We start from the raw sequence: 21,571 nt of genomic DNA on the forward strand, positions 1-21,571 counted from the left end.
TTCTGTTCTTCAGTCTTGCTCCATGCGCGATTCATGGCGAACGGGCCACCTGTCGGCCAGCATATGTTCGAGTGAAGGAGAGATGCTTAAAAACTGGCGGAACTGTTCATATTGCTCCCACTTTTTCGCAGAAACGCCCTGCTGCTCGGTGCGTACGGCACGAATTAGCAAATTTTTCGGAGTATGCTCCGGGTCCACGAATTCCAGCATTTGCACTTTATAACCAAGCACCTCAAGCAGCGTGCCACGGGCGGCATCGGTTGCCAGCGCCGCAAATCGCTCCTTCAGCAATCCCTGCGACAGGATCGGTGACAGTGCATCGTTGGTCACCTGCTTGAACAGCTCATGCTGGCAGCAGGGCACGGACATGATGACTGAAGCTCCCCAGTTCACGGCTTTGGCGAGTGCGGCGTCCGTTGCTGTATCACAGGCATGCAGCGTAACGACCATATCCGCAGACTGAAGCTCTTCATATTCGGCAATATCGCCAACGAGAAATTTCAACTTGTCATAGCCGAGCTTCTCTGCCAGCTCTGAGCAAAAAGCGATCACATCCGCTTTTAAGTCCAATCCGATAATATTAATCTCCCGCTGCTGCTCCACGGCCAGAAGATGATAAAGCGCGAAGGTCAAATAAGATTTGCCGCAGCCAAAATCAACGATGGTCAGCTCCCGGTCCTTTGGCAAATAAGCCAGCACGTCCGTCACCATTTCCAGGAAACGATTGATCTGCCTGTATTTATCCTGTTTCTTGGCATGGACAAGCCCCTCGGCTGTCATGATGCCAAGCTCAACAAGGAACGGAGCAGCCTTCCCTTCTGCCAAAACCCGCTGTTTCTGCCTGTTGTGCTGCAGGCTTGTGGGACGAGCCCCTCCAGTTGGCGGCTTCCTCAGAATCGCGGCTTTCCCTTTCTTGCTGAAGAGCAGCTGCACATCAGCTTCAGTCGTTTTCACCAGCGCTTGGCGATAGCTTTCCTGAAGCTGGCTAATCACCTGCGCAGCTGCTTGATCTACCGCTATATTTTCATGTGTTACCTTCGTAGGGTAATGGTACTCAAACTGGTAATGCAAACCATTCTTTAGCTCGATTGGACGGATAACCGTCTTGGGCGAGGCTGTACCGTCCTTGCGCCTCGGTTGGCTGAGGGTAGCCTGCAGCAGCTCTCCGCTATCGATCCAATTCGTGATGTCTTGCTGCCATTGTTCCGTCATGCCCGACCACTCGCTTCCCATAAAAAGTTTTTAAAGCTGCGCTTGCTCCTTAAGCAGGGATGTAAGCCCCTCCTCAATTTCCTCGCGCGGCAAACCGCCAGCCTCAAGCCGTTCATTCGCTTGCAGCAGCATCCGCCTATAGATGGCCTCTGCTTCGTGAACGGTTATCGCATCGTCTCCAAGCAGCTCATGCATCATATTTTCCGCCAAGTCGTAGTGCCCTTCCGCTTCCTGCCATTCCAGCAGCAGCCGCTTCGTAGGCAATGGCAGCTCATAAGGGAGGAGCTTCTCTAGCAGCTCGGCTATTTGCTCCCTAGGTTCCGCAATGGTCGGCTCCGCATCAGCCAGCGACAAGCGTATGAAGAGATGCAGTGACTTTACATAGGCAACAAAGCTATCGTCCTCGCGGCCTAAATCGCCATTCAGCTCAGCTTCCTGCCGCATTAATACGGCAATCGCTTGCAGATGATCGCTTTCCAGTATTCCGTTGGTTGTCATGACCTTCATGAGGTCCTCATCGGATAATGATCGGATCAGCTTGCTGCTAAGCCGAAACCGCTTGTCGAGAAGCTCGTCAATAAACAGCAGTGCATCCTCATGCTTCTTCTCCCGCCGCAGATTCAGGATTTGGCCAACCGCCTCCGTCATCTGTTCAATCATTCTCATAAAATAATCCCGCTGGAACATCGGACTCCTCCTCTCCCGGCAATCTAAGGTTTAGTCTTAATGAAATCCAGGATCGCCGACGCCAGTTCCTTCGGCTCTTCTGCCATGCTCATATGACCCGCGCTCTTCAGCTCGACCTTTACAGTTGCCGCATTGGCAGCGGCGAAAACATTTTCCACGGGAATTACTTTGTCGTTAGCCCCGGCTACCAGCAAGACAGGAAGGTCCGATTGCTCAATAACAGATTTGCGATCAATGCGTGCCTTCATGCCTTTTGCGGTACCGATAGCCCCTTGCAGCGCTGTGCCATAACCGATTTGCTTGCCCCGTTCTACCTCTTCAGCCAAGCTTTCGACATGATTGGGAGCAAACAGCTTAGGAAGCAATCCGTCCACAAATGGCTTAATCCCGTTTTCCTCCAAGGCAGCGACTGCTTTGTCGCGATTCTCTTTCGCCGCCTCGCTGTCTGCCAGCGGAGTTGAATGAATCAGACCGAAGCCGGAAAGCTTCTTGGCATATTTCTCCGCGAACGCAAGGGTAATATATCCGCCCAATGAATGGCCAAGCATGACTGCATTATGAATCTGCAGGCCGATTAACAATTCGGCAACGTCATCTGCATACTTCTCCATCGTATAAATGTCATCTTCAGGCGCTGAGCTTCTTCCATGCCCACGGCCGTCCGGCGCAATCACGCGAACGTAAGGCTCCAAATCATCTACGATTTTCTCCCAGTAAGCCGAGCTCCCGCAATAGCCATGAAGCAGAACAATGGTTTCCGTGAGCCCGTCCGCAGCGCCTCCGTCCTCGGGATGGGAATCATAATAAGCAAGCTGTACTCCATTATTCAAAAATAGTTTGCGCTGCGCAATCGAGTATACTTCTGTGGACATCTGTCGCACGCTCCTTTATATTATTGGAATTTGGGATTCTTGCCTTTGCTTTGCCGCTGGTGTTCCTGTCGCTTTCTTCCACGCAGAGTCAATGGCGTTAACCGCTTCTTTAGCCATTCTCAGCACCTGATACAGAGATGTCGTTTGCAGCATCCAATAAGCCTTTGGACCATTCATATTAACAACCCCTGCCACGCTATAATGCCCAATGGCAGGCAATCGACGACCGATGGCCTTACCTGGCTGGAGCGGCCCCTCGGCAACGATGAACCGTCCTACTGAGACTGGCCTGCCAAGGCAAGCGTCAATGGCAATAACAATCGAGGCTGCTTCCAGCGATTGCAGCTCCCGCTCAACCGCATGCGCATCGCAGGGCTTCTCCAAAGTGCCGATAACATTCGGCCAGCCGCTCTCCTTCAACATCGTGCCTGTCAGCGGCCCGAAGGAGTCGCCGGTGGAACGGTCACTTCCGATGCAAACAAATACAATGCGGCTGACATCGCTATGCCGGGCGGCAATATTCTCAAAAAATTGCTCGATCTCACTTCTCGTCGGCTGTTCCGTTTTCTTGCACCTGCCCTGTCATGATTTGCTGATCATTTCTGCTTTCAATTGTATCCAATTTTAAGTTCCTGTTCAATTTATGGTCTTTCCCTTTTGAATCATGTTACAATTACTGCAAAGCAAGATGTGCGGATAAGCCCGTGCTTTGAGAGCCGATGACGGCCAGCAAACCAAATTCAGGAGGCAAACCATGACCAATTTAGAATTACAAACCCAAGAAAATGTAGCATTCATGATTGAAGTTATAAAAACAAAGCTGAAAATGGCTTCTGCTGCAGCAATGCAGGCTTCTAACTTTGACCTGAATAAATACGAGGATATTAAAGATCTCTATGAAGTGGTCGCGTCCAAGGAGAAATTCAGCATCAGCGAAGTTGAAGCACTCGTGTCAGAGCTCGGTAAGCTGCGTATACAATAAAGTTCTATTTACAAGCAAATTATTCCAGTATCAGACATTTCTTTTCATTTTTCTACATTAAAAGAACCGAGCCTGGCAACGCCGCCAAGCTCGGTTCTTCTCATTATTTGGCTATAATCTATTCCTGCTCTTCCGTTTCCTGCTGGACGCCTTCAATGGACAGCTTAATCGAGATATCCTTGTGCTCGCCCTTGAGGAAATGGGCAATACGCTCCAACTTGTCAGCCAGCTCAGGGCCGCTTAGCGTCGTATTCAGATGGTAATCGAAGTTATCCGAGGGCAGCTTACGATCCGAATACGCATTCGATCCGCTCCAGCCACGGTCTCCGCCGGCACTTGCTCTAGCTGCAAGCTGCTCTTGAACCGGATAGAACTTATCTGACTTATTGACTACTCTCTCATAAATACGCAGCTTCTTCAGCAGCATATAATATTGCGCAGAATGCTTGAAATTCCAAGCTTCGCGAATGTCTTTGAGCGTATAATCCATTTTCCAGCGCTTTAGCTTTTCCACTTGCTCATCCGTGCTCAGTTGCAAAAAGTCGTCCAACGGCAGCATTTTTTCGGACATGTTGACCCCTCCGATAAATAGTTAATAACATTATGAAATAATAATTTATAATGCTTTGTTTATCATATAAAAAATACCATAAATTTTGGCTGTTTACAAATTAATATAATTTCACAATGCATGATAATCAAACATCCTATAAAAACACCCCATGAACAAAACCTCCATTCAGTCGCCAGACGATCGGCGCAAATGGAGGTTCAGCTCATTTATGATTTTTGAAGCCCAATTGTTGCAAGAAAACGCTCAAATGCTGCGATGCCTTCGTCCGTGCGTTTGTACACGCCTGCATCCTTCAGCACTTCCAAAAACTTGCCGCCTGTCTCTGATTCCACAATCGTTTTGGCCCGCTCCGTGCTGTTAGACGTGCCAAAGCGCTCAACAAGATTGAGAATCCAGTCAGCGTGCTTGTGAAGCGGGTGGTCGCCTGAACGAAGCTCTGCTGCCTCTGCTGCTGCTGAACCTGTCAGGTAAGCTGCAATCAGCTCCAGCTCCTCCTTGAGACGACCAGGCAGTACCGCAAGCCCCATGACTTCAATTAAGCCGATGTTCTCTTTCTTCACATGATGCAAGTGCTGATGGGGATGGAAAATCCCATCCGGGTGCTCATCGCTCGTACGGTTGTTCCGAAGCACCAAATCAACTTCATACTCACCGTTATCACGCAGCCGTGCAATCGGCGTAATCGTGTTATGAGGGGTACGCGTGCCGTCTGCTTCTTCACTAAAAGCAAGAACCTCCGAGGATGCGTCGCTGTAAGCACGCCACTCGTCCAAAATGCGGCAGGCTGCGCTATGCACATCGGCCTTCGACGTCCCATTAACCCGTACAACAGACATGGGCCAGTTCACGATGCCAAAGCGTACGCCGGGAACCTTAGGGTCGACAAACAGCGTATCAGTGGACGCCGCTTCCATCGGGAACACATGGCGGCCGCCTTGAAAATGATCATGGCTTAGAATCGAGCCGCCAACGATCGGCAAGTCGGCGTTGGAGCCAATAAAATAATGAGGGAATTGCTCAACAAAATCAAGCAGCCTCGCGAAGGACGAATGCGAAATGACCATCGGCTCGTGCGCGCCCTTGAAAATAATGCTGTGCTCGTTGTAATACACATACGGCGAGTATTGGAAATACCACTGCTCCGCTTGCAGCGTGAGCGGCAATACGCGCAGGTTCTGACGTGCCGGATGATCGGGACGTCCGGCATATCCGACATTTTCAACACATAGCAAACATTTCGGATACTTCGCCTGAGGCATTGTTTTGAGAAGCGCGATCTCTTTCGGGTCCTTCTCCGGCTTCGAAAGATTGATCGTAATCTCAAGGCTTCCGAATTCCGTCTCATGAAGCCAATACAGGTTCTTGCGGATACGGTCCATTCGGATGTAATTGGAATCAATGCTTAGGTTATAGAAGGCATCCGTTGCTGCCTTTAGCCCATCTTCCTTGATCTGGCGTTCGAATGCCGCGACGGCCTCGGATGGGCGCGGCAGCAGGAAGCCCATAATGCGGGCATCGAGCAAATCGCGGTAGGTTGTCGTATTGTCAGGAAACAGTCCAATTTCATAAGCATAATCAAGCAAAGGCTCCAATAGCTCCACGGCGCTGTCCAAAGCTTCCTCTTGAATTGTACCCTCGTGAGGCTCCGTAAAGCGGAATAAATCAAGCAGCTCGTTTCTTGCCGCGTGCACATCCAGCCGATCGTTCAGCAGCTTGCGCTGCACGGCGAATTGAAGCAGTCTTTCTATAAGAATCAGCGCATCGCTTGCTGATGTCGCTTGTTGTTCATTTGCCACGTGATGCAGCTCCCTTCGGTTCAGCAGCAATAATTAGTCGTTATAGCCCTCTGGATTAGCTTCGTGCCAGCTCCAAGCGCTCTTAATAATATCCTCCAGCTTGTCGCGTTTCGGATTCCAGCCGAGCTCCTTGCGAGCGCGGTCGGACGAAGCCACAAGAATGGCAGGGTCTCCGGCACGGCGTTCTTCAAACACGGCAGGAATTTCCTTGCCGGTTACGCTGCGTGCGATATCGATGACCTGCTTCACAGAGAAGCCGGTTCCGTTACCAAGGTTGTACACGGCGCTGTCTGCTCCGCTGCGAAGGCGATCAACCGCGAGCACATGCGCGTCAGCCAAATCGCTCACATGGATATAGTCGCGGATACAAGTGCCATCCGGAGTTTCATAATCCTCTCCAAATACAGAGATATGCGGACGTTGTCCAAGCGCTGCTTGCAAGACGATCGGAATCAAATGCGTTTCTGGGCTGTGGTCCTCGCCGATTTTGCCGCTTTCATGCGCGCCTGCCGCATTGAAATAACGAAGCGAAACGAACTTGATTTGGTGGGCAACGTCGAACCATTTCATCATTTTTTCCATCGCGAGCTTAGTTTCACCGTAAGCATTCGTAGGAAGAGTGCGGTCATATTCATCAATCGGCACGTTCTCCGGCTCGCCGTAAGTAGCCGCCGTCGATGAGAATACGATTTTGCGTACGTTGTATTCGTTCATTTTCTCCAGCAGGCAAAGCGTGCCGAACACATTGTTATGATAATATTTTCCAGGATCCTTCATGCTCTCGCCTACCAGCGAGTTCGCTGCGAAGTGGATAACCGCGTCGATTTCGTTTTCCTTGAAAACCGTATCCATAAAAGCCGCGTCGCGCAGGTCACCAACGTACAGCTTGCCTCCAAGCAACGCCTTGCGGTGCCCTTGCTGCAAATTATCAACGATTACGATTTCCTCGCCGCGCTCCTGCAATGCCGCCACAGCATGCGAACCGATATAACCGGCCCCACCCGTTACTAATACTGCCATTGTTCATTTCCCCTCTCCGAGCTGTTTATGGTTTAAACGAGGCGCTCTACGCCATTTCCAATCGTACAGACATAGAAGTCAGCCGTAAGCCCGGTTGCTTCATTGTATTTGCGTCCCACCTCTTCCTTGAAAGCCTCGACGCTGTCTTCATGCACAAGCGATACTGTACAGCCGCCAAAACCTGCGCCGGTCATACGGGAACCAAGCACGCCCGGTACTTGACGGGCTGCTGCTACCATTGCGTCAAGCTCTGCGCCGGTCACTTCATAAAGATCACGAAGCGAATCATGAGAGCCGTTCATCAATTGGCCGAACTGCTCCAAATCATTCGCTTTCAGCGCTTTCATCGATTGAAGCACGCGATCGATTTCCTCTACAACGTGCTGTGCCCGGTTGCGTACGATATCGTCCTTAATCAAATGCTTATTCGCATTGAACTGCTCCAAATTAATTTGTCCAAGCAGCGTTAGCTCAGGAAATGCGCCTTGTAAATCCTGAACAGCTTGCTCGCACTGTGCACGGCGTTCATTGTAAGCGGAATCCACAAGGCCGCGGCGCTTGTTCGTATTGCCGATTACCAGCTTGTAGCTGCCCGAGTCGAAAGGCACAAGATCATATTCCAGCGTATCGCACATCAAAAGAATCGCATGGTCCTTTTTGCCGTTTGCAACTGCAAACTGATCCATGATGCCGCATTGGACGCCGTTAAATTCATTTTCGGATTTTTGCGCTAGCAAAGCGATTTTCACTTTGTCTGTCTCCAAGCCTTCAAGCGTTTGAAGCGCATAGGCCGTCACAACCTCGATAGATGCTGAGGAAGAAAGACCCGCTCCGTTCGGAATTTCGCCATGGAAAAGCAAGTCATAGCCATTCTTGAACTGCACTCCGCTTTGTTGAAGCTCATAAACGATTCCTTTTGGATAGTTCATCCAATCATCAGCCTCGTCATATACGATCGAATCAATCGCAAAGCTCTTCGATGCCGGGAAGTTTGTCGTTGCAAGCCCAAGCTGCTTATCGGAGCGAACGCGGATGAGAAGCGTCGTTCCAAAGGTTAGAGCTGCCGGAAATACATAACCGCCGTTGTAATCGGTATGCTCGCCAATCAAGTTTACGCGGCCTGGAGCGTGGAATACGGCGATATCGCCCGCTTCCCCGCCGTATTGCTGTATAAATTGCTGTGTTAGCGTATCAATGTTTGCCATTTGCTATCACGTTCCTTTTTTGTTTTTTGTGGTTTGTCTATATGTTCAGTATAAGGTAACCGCTTCAAAAACGAAATGGCGGTAAGTGCTTTTTGTATGGATTAATGTGACTTCCCGCATAGCTTTAGGACATGCTATTATAAGGAAAACCCTACATTTGTTCGCATTCCCAAACAAATATAAAGCAGGTGTAAAGTAAAATGCAGCAGGATATGTATACCGTCGCCTCCAATCCGGTTATCTCTGGCGGGGAGCAGGCTCCGCTTAATGTTTTGTTTGCCGGCGAGAGCCAGACAAAGCCCCTTCACAGGCTCGGTCCCAAGGTTTATGACTTTTACCTGATGCACATTGTTTTAGAGGGAAAAGGCCTCTTTGTGTGTGATGGGGAAAAGCATGAGCTTCGAGCCGGGCATACCTTCCTCATCGAGCCCGAGCAGCTTATTAGCTATGAATCCGATGGCGCTGAGCCATGGCGGTACCGATGGGTTGCTTTCACCGGCCAGCATTCAGCCGCTCTCGTATCCGCGGCCGGCTTCTCCGCCGAACAGAAGATTGTCTTTACTTCTGACAAAAGGCGGGCAGGCATATTGTTCCGGCGGATTTATGAGACTTTTCGGCTTGGCGGCGCGGCTGCGGATATGATGGCTGCCGGTTACTTGCATTTGCTGCTGGCCGAATACAAATCCGTGCTGCAAGCGTTGAGCGGAAGTCCGCTTCGCACCGCGCAAGCGGAAGGCGACCGTTTGCTGCAGCAAGTAGTCCATTATTTAACCACGCAATATGCACACCCTGTTTCTATTGAGCAGATGGCGGAATCGCTTGGTTACAATCGTGCGTATCTCTCGCGCTTGTTCAAGCAAAGAACAGGCGTGTCACCCGTCAGCTTTCTGCTTAAGCTCCGCATCGATAAAGCTCGCCGCATGCTTCGCGAGCGGCCGGAGCTAACCATCGAGCAAATCGCTGCGTCCGTCGGCCTTCAGGACGCTCTTTACTTCTCCAAGCAATTCAGGCGGCTGCATGGCCAGTCCCCGACTGCTTACCGGGATGCTATGAGAAGCTTAGGCAGCCAAGAAAGGTAGATGGGGCCAAGCAAAAACGCCTTCGGCGTCCTATAGACGCTGAAGTAGCTTTGACGGTGAAATATAAGCCCTGTATAAATTAACAAATTTATAAACTCTTATATTTCAAGGTGCAACGTCTGTCGCCATTCTTTCCTATATTTCAATGAAAAAACACAGTGTTATTATCGGCCAGAATCAGCTTCATATTCAGGATTTCGGGTAATACTACTTTAGGGAGTGATGTCCAATGAAGGAGCTATATACCGGTAACCTATACTGGCCGGTAACACTGAAAGACACTAGAGAATACCCACCGCTTCGCCAAAACAAAAAAACAAAGGTTGCCATCATTGGAGGAGGCATGTCAGGCGCGATTTGCAGCTCGATCTTCATGCAAAACGGACTATCGACAATCCTTGTCGAACGGGGTGAAGTGGCAGGCGGCAGCACTTCTGCCAATACGGGACTGCTGCAATTCTCCAATGATATTATGCTTTGCGATTTAATCGAGCAGATTGGTGAGCGGGATGCCCAAATCTTTTACCGAGCTTGCCGGGATGCTGTGCAAATGCTGGAGGAAGCTGCCCGTTCGCTTCGCATCGATGTAGGCTTTATTAGAAGAAACAGCCTCTATTACGCTTCAACCGAGCAGGATCTGCCCAAGCTGCGAAGAGAATACGAAGCGCTAAAAGCCTGCGGGCTGAACGTTGAGTTCTGGACGGCGGATGACATAGCCAAGCACTTTCCGTTCCGTAAACCCGGCGCCATCGTCACGCATGGCGATGCTGAGGTCAACCCTTTCCAATTCGTTAATGGATTAACCGATGCCGCCGTCGATCAAGGGCTTGAAATTCACGAACATACTGATATCGTTGCCCACGAGACGCTTGCGAGCGGCCAACATCGATTGGTAACCTCGGATGGTTATGAAATTGAAGCTGAGCATGTCGTATACGCCGTCGGCTATGAGCCGGAGGAGCTTCGCGGCAAGCTGATCAAGGCCGAAATCAACCGTTCATTCGCTCTCGTAACCGGCATTCAGCCTAATCTCCAAAGCTGGCATAAACGTTTTCTCATATGGGAAACCGCTCGTCCTTATCTCTACATGCGAACGACAGTAGACGGCCGTATTGTCGTTGGCGGCTTGGACGAGGAAATTGAGCAGCCTCTGCATAGCGATAGCGAGCGTACCAAACGAAGCGGGAAGCTCCATCAGCAGCTCAAAGCGCTCTTTCCCGATATGCAAGCTCCGGTCGAATTCGAATGGAGCGCAACGTTTGGGGAATCGCGCGACAGCCTGCCCTTTATCGGAGCAGACCCGGCTTGGAAAAATGTTTATTACTGCTTAGGGTATGGCGGCAACGGAACAGTCTACAGCATGCTGGCAGCCTATTTGATCAGCGACCTCATTCAGGGAAAGGAGCATCCGTTAACGGAAATTGTGAAGTTGGACCGTCAATCCTTGGCTAATGTTTAAAATAAGAAGAAGCCTCGTCCCGGTCCCAGAGGGTACCCTTCCCACTGCGTCCGGAATGAGGCTTCTTATGAATGGGATTTTAGGCGGATGACGCTTATACTCCCGCTGCAATGGACGTTGCGTTACACGCCCGAAACACAGCCTCTGCTGCGCCAAGCCGCGATAGATCCGGACCGCCGTCTTTATCCAGCAGAGATTTGCTCTCATCCGTTTCTACAATTACAGCGATGGAACCGCTTTGCAGCTCTTTGGCGCATATCTCCGCCTCCTCGCCGTCAAGGCCCAGTGCGCGAAGCGCTTCGCTGTGTTCGTCATCACCGAGCAGCATCGCTGCAACGAACGGATAACCTCCTGCATTAAAGGGGGCAGAGCCGTAACCGGCCATCCCATAGACTGCATTTACGCCAGCTCCGGCATAACCGGTGGCAGCCGCCATCCCGAAAATGCCTAAATCATGGCGATCAGGCATGTCCTCGAGTTCCCTAAGCTCATCGACATGAATATCGCTTTCCGATTCAATGCGGCGCGAATGCTCCGAGTCTTTGGCCAGCACTTTAAGCTCGCCTTTAACAAAGCCTGCCTGCTCCAGCTGTTCAATTGCGGTAATGGCTTGCTGCTCCGTATTAAAAAAACCGATTTTTCTAGCCATGTTATTTCCCTCCGGATGTTTTTGCCTATGCAAAAGTTTTTTTTGCCTCGTCTGCTCAAAAAGAATAAAAGCTACTGTTGGTATGCCCTGATTTTGACGAATTAAGTCGTTTTTTGTAGGATCGATCTAGGAATGTTAGAAGGATTTGTCTAATATGGCGATCAGGTTGTGCAACCTCGCCGTTCGCGGTATGATGGTGGAATAGATATTGGAAAATCGGACAAGCAGGAGGCAAAGCGATGATCCATCGGATGCTTCGCTATCCCGCAGGATGGGAATGGCATGTGCTGCAGCAAGCACGAATGCAGGCTGCAAGAAAAGAACCTTTGCCAAGCAGAAAAAATGCCCAGAAAAACGCGGCTTCACGCGAGGAGCAAACTGCTTTTAAAGCAATAACAAAGAAAAGCCAGGAACCGCATCAGCAGCAATTGGAAGAGTTAAAGCAGCTATTTCCAGCATGTGCGAACTGGGTCGATGAATGTGCGGGCAGACGGACCAATAGCATTTCTGTTGGCGAGCTGGCGGACTCAGAGAAGCTCGTTTACGGAACGCTTATGTTTCAGGTTTCAGACGATCAGGCGGATGTTCAGCCCTTTCATTTTTGGCTCGCGGGCCAACGGCTCATTACGATTCACGATGACATGCGTTTGCCGCTGCGGCTGCAATCCATCGAGCATAAACCAAAGTTCGAAGAATGCGGAACTGCTCCGGAAGCTTTTTTCATCATGATTAGCATTATTCTGGAAACCTTCCATAATGGACTTGACGGCTTTGAGAAAAGACTTGGAGAGCTTGAAACGACGATGCGCAAGGAAAATCGGACGGGGCTTATCGATACGATCTTTGAGAGACGTTATGATTTACTGCATTGGAGCCATCTTTTCATTCCTGTGAGAGAAGTCCATAGCGCTGCTCAGGAAGCGTTTATGGAAGAGCTTACGGAGACCGACAGCTTTAAGCGGATCACGCACAAGCTCGAGAGAATTGATGCCCTTCTGAAGCATTACGCACTGGAAATCGATACTTTAATTTCTATGGATGATGCCATCTCCAACTTTCGCGGCAACGATATTATGAAGACACTCACGATTTTCACGGTGCTCTTCCTGCCTGCAACCATTATCGGCGGCATCTGGGGAGTCAACTTTGATAACCTGCCCTTTAAGGATGACAAATGGAGCTTCGCGGCAATGATTGGCGTTATTTGCCTCATCACGCTGTTTATGTACATTTGGCTTTGGAAGAAAGGCTGGACGGGCGATTTGCTTAATGGACGAAGTCCGAAGGAAATCGTTGCGGACGAGGCTTCCACTCGGGCCGGACGGACCCGCAGCACAAAATCCAAAAAAGGACGCTCGGATCTCCCTAAACCCGCTGCATCTGAGCATTCCGGGATGAAATCCCGTTCTACACGAAATCGCAGCTAATTTTTGAATGAAGGTGCTCCCGCACTGCAATGATAGCAAAGTCTTATATTTCACACAAAAAAAACGTCCGCTAGGGTTTCCCCTCGCCGACGTTTTTTTGTGTTCCAGCTTATAACTTGATAGGCAGTCCCGTACGGGCAGACTCATTCGCTGCAATCGTAATTTGATGTGTACGATAGGCATCTTCATAGCTTGAGAGAATACGGGAGGTATCCCCTGTTCTTAGTGCATGTAAGAAAGCATCGTTCTCCAGCTCATAAGGATCCGACTGGTTCGCGTATTCCGTTTTGCGACCGGCTTCGATATCAACCAAGCCGCCATGGCCAAGCTCGAGAACCCCTTTATTCGTATAGATATGCAATCCCGCTTTGTCTCCTGCCGGAATGGCGCAAGTATTGCTAATCGTAGCGACCGTCCCGCCCTCTAATTTCAAAGTAACCGTTCCAACATCAGGAACAGTCACTCCGTCCTCGATGGTGTGCATATAACGATTGCCATAGGCAGCGTATACTTCGCTTACTTCACCAACCGTATAACGAAGCAAATCCACGATATGCGTGGTCTGCTCCACAAACTGGCCAGCGGAACCCTCCATTTTGCGCCACCAGCTTACTCCCGGCATCGATCCCATCCAATAACCGAGTGACATCAGCGCCGTACGCTCGCGAAGAATTTCGCGCGCACGGGCTGTTCCGTCCATATAGCGGAAGTGATATCCGACGGAGGTAATCAGCTTCTTCTCTGTTATTCCCTTCAATATGGCGGTAGGCTGCTCATTATCAAGCGCGATAGGCTTCTCCACCAGGAACGGTATTCCCCGCTCCACGAGCGCAGCTTCAATTTCCCCATGCGCGAATGGAGGCACACATACATATACCGCATCCAGCTTTCGGTCATCCAGCATCGTATGAACCGAATCATACCCTTTAGCCCCTTCGAAGCGCTGCGCAGCGACATCTGCTTTCTGCTGGCTTGTCGCTGTAAAAGCGGTTACCTTAACGCCATCAAGTCTAGCAAGCTTCTCTGCATGCATCATGCCGAACCAGCCTGTCCCAATGATTCCTATTTGAAGTGTCATGAATGAATCCCCTTTCATAATGGGTTGCTTCTAACGATTATACTTGCAGACCCGTCAAGAAGTCCATGTTTTATCCGCAGGTACCCATCCGCAGGCTCTGTCATACAATACAACATCGGTAACGCTAGGGTCGAATGAGCGGAGGGATGTTTATGGGTGCCAACACCAGAAACGCGCAAGCAGCGCAGGAGCTTGATCTTCGAACTGCCCTATTCTTGGCTGCGGTTTGTGGACAAACGTACATGCAATACAATAATAAGGATGGGCTGTTCCTTGTCCCCAGAGGATATAGTCTTGTAAGTGAATTTACCGCAAAAGCATATGATAACAGCGAGGAAAGGTTCGGCTTTGTACTTACATCTGAACGCGCCTCCGTGCTTGCTTTCCGCGGCAGCGGTTCGGCTGTTGATTGGGTCTCCGACTTTATCGCGCAGCAAACCGTCTATCGTCCCGTCAAAAATTCCGGACTAACCCATAAAGGTTTTACCGATATTTATATGTCAGCCCGAGTCCAAATCATTGAGATATTAAAGCAGCTTCCAACTCAGAAGCCGCTGTTCGTGACTGGCCATAGCCTTGGCGGTGCTCTCGCCACGCTTGCGGCACTTGATATCTCAGCCAACACCGCATTTTCCGCACCGATTGTATACACGTTTGGCACGCCAAGAGTCGGTGATCCTAATTTCGCTAGCAGCTATAATGCAAAGATTGCCACGCACTGGCGCTTTCAAAACGAATTTGATATTGTGCCTCATCTTCCTACGCTCGTATATCAACCGCCAAAAACGAATCAAACCTACTACTACATGCATGCAAAGGGAGAGGTTAAACGCTCCTTCCGTATGGGCTCCGTTGCAGGAAATCATATCTTGTCCAGCTACTTCGCCGATCTGGTGAACGAAGATCCTGCCTTTGCCATGTCGATCTGTTCCGATCCGCCCGGCTGGTGCCCGGCAATCGAGCTGTAATCTTATGGAAAACAACCGGATTAAAACAAACAAAAGGACATCCTGCTGGCACGCAGCGGGCTGCATGCCAACAAAGGATGTCCTGTTTTTGTGTTATTTAAGCCGGCAGCACGTACAGCAAAATGGCAAAGAAATGGACGATCGAACCAGCAAGAACGAATAAGTGCCATACCGCATGATGGTAGGGAAAGCTCCTCCACATGTAAAACACGGTACCAAACGTATAAAGCAGGCCTCCGGTTACAAGCAGCTGTACGCCACCGGGTGCAAGATGCGTCGTTAAAGGCTTCCATGCAAACACGATAATCCAACCCATCGCAATATAGATTAACGTGGATGTAAATAGAAAACGGGAAGCAAAAAACGCTTTAAACACAACTCCAGCGAGTGCTGCTCCCCATACAATGCCAAATAGCACCCAACCCAGCTTTCCTTGCACGATATGAAATAAAATCGGAGTATAGGTCCCGGCGATAAATACATAAATAAAGGAATGGTCAAGCGACTCGAATACCCGCTTCGCTTTCCCCTCCGGAAAGCTATGTACGAGCGTCGACGCAAGGTAGAGCAGCAGCATGGCTGTCCCATAGATGGTAAAGCTCACGACATGAAAGGCAGTTCCTTTGGCCGAAGCGAATACGATCAGCAGCACCAGCGCCGCTATGCTCAAGCCTGCCCCGATGCCGTGCGTAACCGCATTGGCGACTTCTTCCTTCTTGGAGTACGTATGGGTGTTAGCCATAAGCGACTCACCTCCTAAGTTGCAAGCAAACGGTCATACGGCTTGGAATCGCCGCTTGCTCTCCCTTAGTTTAAAGGATCACACCCACCCTTTCAACCAACCGCGCATCCGATCGATCGTTTTGTCCAGATTGCAGACGGCTTCCTGATCCGTATAATCCTGCGTATGACGGAAATAATCCGCGTGTCCTCCCACGGTCGGGATGCCCTCCACATAACCTGGAGCGTATTTCATTCGGTTCCACTTCGGCATCGCGTACTTCGACTTGCTCCATCCTCCCCATGTCCCGATGCGGCTAATCGGATCATTAGGCTTGCCCAGACTGTCGATGGAATGGAAATAGCTGACATGCTCTTGCAGCTTAGGCTCGATTGGCGTTCTTGGCGATCCAATCTGCACGATTCGGAAATCCGCGATTTCATCTTGCTCATACAGCATCTTGGCCGCTTGATAAGCAGCCGCGCCGCCTCCGCTATGTCCAATTAAGAGCAAGCGCTCGCCGGAAAGCGTCTGTTTGATTTTGGATAACGCATGCTGACCGCCTATCCGTCCCGCCGTTAATCGGTTGGATAAGTCGCTTTTCACCTCCAGCACCTGCCTGACTAGACTTCGACTGGCATCTCCGTATGGAAATATGACATGAATGGCCGTTTCGTATCCATCGGTTTGAAACAGATTTTCAAGCTTTATTTTGCACTCCGTGAATATACTATTGGATGTTGCGACACCGGCAAGCAAATAAATACTCAATCGTGATGGTTTGTCCGCCGTCATAACGAATCCCTCCGTAATTAAATCATTAACTAATAATCATTATGTGGGAATGCCATTGATTTCATTCGTGTATATATATGTTATTCCCGTGTAGATTTACCTCATATCCAAGCCCCTTAGCTGCTTGCCTCAGCGGCAAAGCGTTTATCTCGCGGTAAATCGGGCTGCCATTTCGTTTGTTCGTTCCTGTCCATATTTTACGCTGTATCCCCTTAACTGGTGCTTGCGCCGCGACAGCTCCGTCTTGATGCTGTAAATTAGCCAAAAAGCTCCCGTCTGTTCTATCGTTGATGCTGACGTTCAATTGAAGGCAAAGCCTGAAAAATTGCTCATCCACATAGGTGACCCCGTTCTCCTCAAACAGACCGCCCCGGAAAGTAAAGCGCTGCTCTACTAGCTGCTTCGAAGCTTCAGGAGCTTGATCAAGACTGCTCAAAAAGTATCCGGACGCCGTTACTCTACGATATGCTTCCAGCAGCTCAAGTTCACTGGTTAAAGAATAATCATTCACCTGTCGTGCTTTATTATAAGCTGTTACATTATTTACATCAAAGTAATAGACCGCCTTCACTCTCGGGTAATCATTTTTCAAATGTCGGTATAACCGCGACATGCGGTTTATAGCAAATTGATTATCCTTTTTGCCGTCCGTCGTATTAAAGTGCGTTACCCCGAATTCGGATAGCTGAATCGGTTTCGTGCGACTAAAACGGTTGTACACATAATTGAGCAAATCATGCGGGTCTTCATGGCTTGCTCGATATTGCCCGTCCCCATTATGATACTTCACATGGTACACATTCACGCCAACCCAATCAACATACCGATCACCTGGATAAAACCGCTCCATCGTCCTCACCGGAAACGCCAGCACCGTCCATACCATAGCTACCTTTGGGGCTTCCTTCTCAAAAATATCATGAACCATTCGCCAAGTCTCCTTATAGCTTGTAGGATTCCCGCTATAATTTGTCCATGTCCCATTCATTTCGGAAGCAAACCGCAAAAATATTGGAATATCCGCCTGCCTCGCCTGCGCCGCAAATTCTCTTATATATGCATTATTTAAAACCTGATCAAGCCCCTTGTTTGGCTCCCAAGCTATATGAGGAAATGCGCCAGCTGCCTTCACCTGCTCCACCCATTCCGTTGGAAAAGGCTGACCATAACCGACGTATTTGAAGAAGCTTGCATGCTGCTTGCCGATCAACTCATTAAAGGATTGCATGCTGCCGCTAATCGCTTCATCCTGTAGGACATAAGCTCCCAAATATGCCCCTTCCTTCGGTTCAGCTTTGCCTAATGGATAGCTTGGCTCGGTAGGGATAAAATGAATCGTCATATCGCTTTGCGATACCGTCATCACGGAACTGTGTTTTGAATGTTCCTTGTCTTTGGCAAAGGCGTGTGCCGTATCTTTCATTACTGGACCTAATAAGCCTGTTAGCAAAGCCAAAAGGAGCATTAGTTTCATCGTTATTCTGAAGCCCCTTCTATCTATGTTATCGATCATGCGTATCACGCTCCCGCTGCACAAAAACTGTTTTCCTCAGCATTTGCTATTGCGGTTACGCTTATTCCAATTGGCAAACAAAAGAGAGCGCCCGGCTGCTGCCAGCCGGCGCTCTCCTTTCTTGCTCTTACTGTGCCGCACTTAAGCAGCTCCAGCAGCTATACACCCATTTTTTTACGCTGATTATTGACCTTCTTCGTGTTTTGGCTTTTCAGTGCCTGCGTCCCCGTAGATAGGTGCGTTTGGCCGGGAGCTCCGCCAGCTTTGTTTTGCTTCTTCTGCGCGAGCAATTGCTTCGCTTTCTCTGCTTGAGTTAGCTTTTTCGGCTGCTCTGCAGATTCGTTTTGATCGATTGTAGACATAGGTTCACCTCGCTTCATGCACTACATAGTCTTATTCTACTACACTTATATATCTGGTAAAAGAGGCTTTACTCAGGGTTATGCTTTTCTTTAAGTCCCAAGAGGCCAACTCCAGCTGCCGCCCGATTGGCTGAGTCGTAACGATGACCGCCCGTTTTGCATATTTCCTTAGGCTCTCGAGCATGAGAAGCTGCTCTGATTCGGGCAGAACGGAGCATAGATTATAAGGCATATCCACGATAGCGGCATCGTAGTTCTCCTTGAGCAGCCTCATATCGCCAAGCCGAACCCGATCAGGATAACCAAAATGAGCAAGATTGACTCTGGCTCCCTTTACCGCGAGCGGATTGAGATCCATCCCTTCGATATCGATGCCCATCGATAGAGCTTCAATCAGAACGGTTCCCATCCCGCAGCAAGGATCAATGAGCCGTTGGGAGCTTATTTCACTGCCTGCCGCTAAATTAACGATCGCCCGGGCGGCTCGGGTGGGCAGCGCTGTCGAATAATTTTGCGGTTTGCTCTGGTGCTTGAGCCATAGTGCGTTGTTATCGGCCGCTTCCCCGAAATACCAGCGCCCATTCAGCTTCATTAATCCAAACAGCCGTTCAGCCCTGCGCATGTCCGCGGTTCCTCTGATCACTGCGCCTGCAGCACGCTCCAGCTGTCTCCGCTCATCGTAATGGAAAGAATCGTCGCCGCTCGTATACAGCACCTTGAACGTCTTTCCATCGAGCTCAATAGAGGGAAGCTTGAGGAGAAGCTCCTCAAAGCTGTCAGCTTGCAGCTCAGCCGCAATACGCCGCTTGATAAAGGGACTTCGGTCCACGGATAGCTTAATAGAGCTGCATACTACTCCACCTTGAGCCAGCTCTCCAAAGAGGATGTGCAGCTCCAGCTGGCACAAAGCAGCTTCCTCCTCATGGCTTGCGTACGTATAAATATACATGATTGGCCTCGCGATCTTGATGTCGATTATTCTGTTTTCGGCATAGCTTCTGCTTCAGTCGGCTCGGTACGCAGCATAGCCTTGGTCAAGCCCAGCCGTTCAGCTTCAACCGTTAATTCAGAAAGCTGCTTCTCCAAAGCTTTGACCGTTCTTTTCAGGCGAATTTGGCGAATCATGCCCAGCAGACCCACGGTCAAGCCACCCAGCAGCGTTGATGCCAGAATGACGAGAATAAGGGGCAGTGTCGTCTTCGTAAAGAGGAAATTCACCTCTACGGAATCGACATTAATAACAGCAAATATCGCGATGAGAAGCGCGAATACTAAGGCGGATATCAATATTCCTTGACTCTTCACGCCGATCCCTCCCTTTTTGCAAAATCATACCACAAACTCGATCAGTTCGCCTATTTTCTGCCTGCCAGACCGGATTTGCGCAGTTGGGTTAAGGTTACTTTAAGTATGATAAACGCAAGCACTGCTAATTGCGGAACCGTGCTCTCCCAAGTCGGGTACACGCCTAGCGCTCCGATGGTCGGCATACCAGCTGCGGTATGCGAGGAAACCCATCCGGAAACCTGCAAAGAGTGGATACTCTCGCCAAGGAACCGGATAACCAGATAATAGATGAGCCCAGATGCCACTAGGAAAAAAGGCCTTACAGGCAGCTTCGCACTGAATTTAATGATGGCAAAACCCAGCGCAATCAGCAATATAAACGTAACGCCAAAACCTAACGCTAGCTGGAGAGGATCAATGAACGGTGCCATCCCCACATAAAAAATGGTCGTCTCCGCTCCCTCACGGAAGATCGCTAGTCCCGACACCGCGAATAATGACCACAGGCTTCCCTTGGCAAGAGCGGTGCCCATCCGCTCATTAATATAGCTGTTCCAGTTGTTCATATTGGACTTGTTGTGCAGCCAGTTGCCGACCGTCAGCATTAAAGCAACGGATAATAAGCCCGCTAGCCCTTCAATCGATTCCCTCGCGCTTCCAGCAGCTACCTGCGCAATCGCATACGTCAGCACTACGGCCATTACACCGCTTAACAGGAGGCCTGCCCACACGCCGGACCAGATCCATTTGCGCTTGTCATTATTCCCCGTTCGCTGCAGATAGGCGAGTAAAGCTGCCAGCACCAATATCGCTTCAAGTCCTTCCCGCAGCAGGATCATGCCCGCGTCCCAAGCCGTATAACGCGTCTCCTGCATCATAGGCTCAAGCTGGCCCAGCATTTCAGCAATGTTCTGCTCTGCCTTGTCCGCTACTGGGGGCGTTGACCGCAAATAGCCGCCGGTTTCCGCCATTCGGATTTCGATACTGCTGTATACGGCAGGCGAGCGCAATTGCACTGTTCCTTCTATCGCGGGCCACTGGGCAATAAAAATCTCCATTTGCCCTGCTGCTTCCGGGTAGTGGCCCAGTTGAATATCCTTAAGGGCTTGATTCAGAATATCAACAGCATCCGCAACGGTAAGTCCCGTTTCCTTGGGAGCGGCTGCGATTTTCCCATCGCGGTAATCCTCAATCAGCTGAATTAATGTCCCGGCTTCCTCTGCTGCTTGCTCGGCACGCGGAGGATCCGCCTGAATGGCAATGCGGAGCATGCTCATGCGGGTCTCCATACCTCCATATACACTGAAATTATCCGCTCTAACCACCGCTTCAATGGAAGGCCAACCCGCGTTCATCTCGCGGTACCCCGCACTCGCTTTTTCCCATTGTCCAGCCTCCACGTTCTTAAGTAGCTCTTGAACGAGCGGCAGCAAGCTTTCTGCCGCTTCTTGTCCGGAAAGCTGCGGTTTTACGTCTTGAACACTTTTTACATATTTATTTAACGCCTTCGCGAGCGCAGACAGTGAATCCTTGGCCGCAGCCGGATCGCTCTCCGATGTCTTTATTGCCCGGATGGCTTCCGCTATCGCCGAATCGACAGCCGCCGACTCTTTCGACGCCGCCGGAGCAAGCTGTTTCCATTTGGCCGCCGCATCCTCGACGTGCGAAGCTGCTTCTTCCCATTTCCCTTGTCCAGCCTCAACAAGCGCGCCGCCTACAAGCGGAAGCAGGCGATCGAGCCCTTCCGCCTGCCCTTCTTCCGCATACGCTTGCCCACCGCCACCGCTTACCATAATTAACAGAAAAAAAACGGAAATAAAACGGAGCAGTTGCCGTTTCATTCCGTTGCCATGTAGTGCGAACATCCTCGTCCGCCCCTTTCGTC

General features: G+C 50.1%; 22 protein-coding genes. 5 read left to right on the forward strand and 17 right to left on the reverse strand.

What is annotated here, in order from left to right:
• Positions 1–9: 9 nt before the first annotated feature.
• Genes FJQ58_RS09775 through yyaC form a run of 4 tightly spaced genes read right to left on the reverse strand, consistent with a single transcriptional unit; the run spans position 10 to position 3,311 of the window.
• Complete coding sequence (locus FJQ58_RS09775; protein ID WP_139992785.1) at positions 10–1,212, reverse strand: class I SAM-dependent methyltransferase; 1,203 nt, start codon at positions 1,210–1,212, stop codon at positions 10–12.
• Positions 1,213–1,242: 30 nt separating this feature from the next.
• Positions 1,243–1,899 carry a DUF6483 family protein gene (locus tag FJQ58_RS09780; RefSeq protein WP_139992786.1) on the reverse strand — a complete coding sequence of 219 codons (657 nt, stop codon included), beginning with the start codon at positions 1,897–1,899 and terminating at the stop codon, positions 1,243–1,245.
• A gap of 23 nt (positions 1,900–1,922) precedes the next feature.
• Positions 1,923–2,771 carry an alpha/beta fold hydrolase gene (locus FJQ58_RS09785; protein WP_139992788.1) on the reverse strand — a complete coding sequence of 283 codons (849 nt, stop codon included), beginning with the start codon at positions 2,769–2,771 and terminating at the stop codon, positions 1,923–1,925.
• 15 nt (positions 2,772–2,786) lie between these two features.
• Positions 2,787–3,311, reverse strand: coding sequence for a spore protease YyaC (gene yyaC / locus FJQ58_RS09790; RefSeq protein WP_139992791.1), 525 nt, complete (start codon positions 3,309–3,311; stop codon positions 2,787–2,789).
• A 214-nt stretch (positions 3,312–3,525) separates the two neighbouring features.
• Here yyaC and FJQ58_RS09795 point away from each other — a divergent pair, with 214 nt between their 5' ends.
• On the forward strand, positions 3,526–3,753 hold the full coding sequence (locus tag FJQ58_RS09795) for a DUF1128 domain-containing protein (protein ID WP_139992793.1): 228 nt from the start codon (positions 3,526–3,528) through the stop codon (positions 3,751–3,753).
• Positions 3,754–3,871: 118 nt separating this feature from the next.
• Here the strand turns inward: FJQ58_RS09795 and FJQ58_RS09800 are convergent, their stop codons facing one another.
• The 4 genes from FJQ58_RS09800 to FJQ58_RS09815 all read right to left on the reverse strand — a co-directional run bounded on the left by FJQ58_RS09800 (position 3,872) and on the right by FJQ58_RS09815 (position 8,348).
• Entirely contained in the window at positions 3,872–4,324 is a 453-nt protein-coding gene (locus FJQ58_RS09800) for a hypothetical protein (RefSeq protein ID WP_139992795.1), read from the reverse strand.
• A 209-nt stretch (positions 4,325–4,533) separates the two neighbouring features.
• On the reverse strand, positions 4,534–6,123 hold the full coding sequence (locus FJQ58_RS09805) for a UDP-glucose--hexose-1-phosphate uridylyltransferase (RefSeq protein ID WP_202915243.1): 1,590 nt from the start codon (positions 6,121–6,123) through the stop codon (positions 4,534–4,536).
• Between the two features lie 33 nt (positions 6,124–6,156).
• Positions 6,157–7,143, reverse strand: coding sequence for a UDP-glucose 4-epimerase GalE (galE, locus tag FJQ58_RS09810; protein ID WP_139992797.1), 987 nt, complete (start codon positions 7,141–7,143; stop codon positions 6,157–6,159).
• Between the two features lie 32 nt (positions 7,144–7,175).
• Positions 7,176–8,348: a galactokinase gene (locus FJQ58_RS09815; RefSeq protein ID WP_139992799.1), complete on the reverse strand. Its 1,173-nt coding sequence runs from the start codon at positions 8,346–8,348 to the stop codon at positions 7,176–7,178.
• 200 nt (positions 8,349–8,548) lie between these two features.
• Between FJQ58_RS09815 and FJQ58_RS09820 the strand changes: the two genes are divergently transcribed.
• Together FJQ58_RS09820 and FJQ58_RS09825 are read left to right on the forward strand one after the other, a co-directional pair.
• Entirely contained in the window at positions 8,549–9,427 is an 879-nt protein-coding gene (locus FJQ58_RS09820) for an AraC family transcriptional regulator (RefSeq protein ID WP_139992800.1), read from the forward strand.
• A 229-nt stretch (positions 9,428–9,656) separates the two neighbouring features.
• Complete coding sequence (locus FJQ58_RS09825; protein WP_139992802.1) at positions 9,657–10,886, forward strand: NAD(P)/FAD-dependent oxidoreductase; 1,230 nt, start codon at positions 9,657–9,659, stop codon at positions 10,884–10,886.
• A 94-nt stretch (positions 10,887–10,980) separates the two neighbouring features.
• Here the strand turns inward: FJQ58_RS09825 and FJQ58_RS09830 are convergent, their stop codons facing one another.
• On the reverse strand, positions 10,981–11,535 hold the full coding sequence (locus FJQ58_RS09830; protein WP_139992804.1) for a general stress protein: 555 nt from the start codon (positions 11,533–11,535) through the stop codon (positions 10,981–10,983).
• Between the two features lie 239 nt (positions 11,536–11,774).
• Here FJQ58_RS09830 and FJQ58_RS09835 point away from each other — a divergent pair, with 239 nt between their 5' ends.
• Positions 11,775–12,962 (forward strand): magnesium transporter CorA family protein, encoded by a 1,188-nt coding sequence (locus FJQ58_RS09835; protein ID WP_139992807.1) that lies wholly within the window; start codon positions 11,775–11,777, stop codon positions 12,960–12,962.
• A gap of 109 nt (positions 12,963–13,071) precedes the next feature.
• Here FJQ58_RS09835 and FJQ58_RS09840 read toward each other — a convergent pair whose 3' ends face one another.
• Positions 13,072–14,040, reverse strand: a complete 969-nt coding sequence (locus FJQ58_RS09840; RefSeq protein ID WP_139992809.1) for a Gfo/Idh/MocA family protein — start codon at positions 14,038–14,040, stop codon at positions 13,072–13,074.
• Between the two features lie 152 nt (positions 14,041–14,192).
• Between FJQ58_RS09840 and FJQ58_RS09845 the strand changes: the two genes are divergently transcribed.
• Positions 14,193–15,008: a lipase family protein gene (locus FJQ58_RS09845; RefSeq protein ID WP_139992811.1), complete on the forward strand. Its 816-nt coding sequence runs from the start codon at positions 14,193–14,195 to the stop codon at positions 15,006–15,008.
• A gap of 97 nt (positions 15,009–15,105) precedes the next feature.
• Here the strand turns inward: FJQ58_RS09845 and trhA are convergent, their stop codons facing one another.
• The 7 genes from trhA to FJQ58_RS09880 form a co-directional block, all read right to left on the reverse strand.
• Positions 15,106–15,750: a PAQR family membrane homeostasis protein TrhA gene (gene trhA, locus FJQ58_RS09850; protein WP_139992813.1), complete on the reverse strand. Its 645-nt coding sequence runs from the start codon at positions 15,748–15,750 to the stop codon at positions 15,106–15,108.
• A 78-nt stretch (positions 15,751–15,828) separates the two neighbouring features.
• Positions 15,829–16,524, reverse strand: coding sequence for a hypothetical protein (locus FJQ58_RS09855; protein ID WP_139992815.1), 696 nt, complete (start codon positions 16,522–16,524; stop codon positions 15,829–15,831).
• Positions 16,525–16,585: 61 nt separating this feature from the next.
• On the reverse strand, positions 16,586–18,037 hold the full coding sequence (locus tag FJQ58_RS09860; protein ID WP_139992817.1) for a glycoside hydrolase family 26 protein: 1,452 nt from the start codon (positions 18,035–18,037) through the stop codon (positions 16,586–16,588).
• 158 nt (positions 18,038–18,195) lie between these two features.
• Complete coding sequence (locus tag FJQ58_RS09865; RefSeq protein WP_202915244.1) at positions 18,196–18,399, reverse strand: hypothetical protein; 204 nt, start codon at positions 18,397–18,399, stop codon at positions 18,196–18,198.
• Positions 18,400–18,430: 31 nt separating this feature from the next.
• A complete protein-coding gene (locus FJQ58_RS09870; RefSeq protein WP_139992821.1) occupies positions 18,431–19,348 on the reverse strand; it encodes a TRM11 family SAM-dependent methyltransferase in 918 nt (305 codons plus the stop codon).
• Between the two features lie 26 nt (positions 19,349–19,374).
• Positions 19,375–19,704, reverse strand: coding sequence for a LapA family protein (locus FJQ58_RS09875; protein WP_238403936.1), 330 nt, complete (start codon positions 19,702–19,704; stop codon positions 19,375–19,377).
• A gap of 50 nt (positions 19,705–19,754) precedes the next feature.
• Positions 19,755–21,551: an FTR1 family iron permease gene (locus FJQ58_RS09880; RefSeq protein WP_139992825.1), complete on the reverse strand. Its 1,797-nt coding sequence runs from the start codon at positions 21,549–21,551 to the stop codon at positions 19,755–19,757.
• Positions 21,552–21,571 lie beyond the last annotated feature (20 nt).

It is taken from the genome of Paenibacillus paridis (genome assembly GCF_006345825.1).
GTDB lineage: Bacteria > Bacillota > Bacilli > Paenibacillales > Paenibacillaceae > Pristimantibacillus > Pristimantibacillus paridis.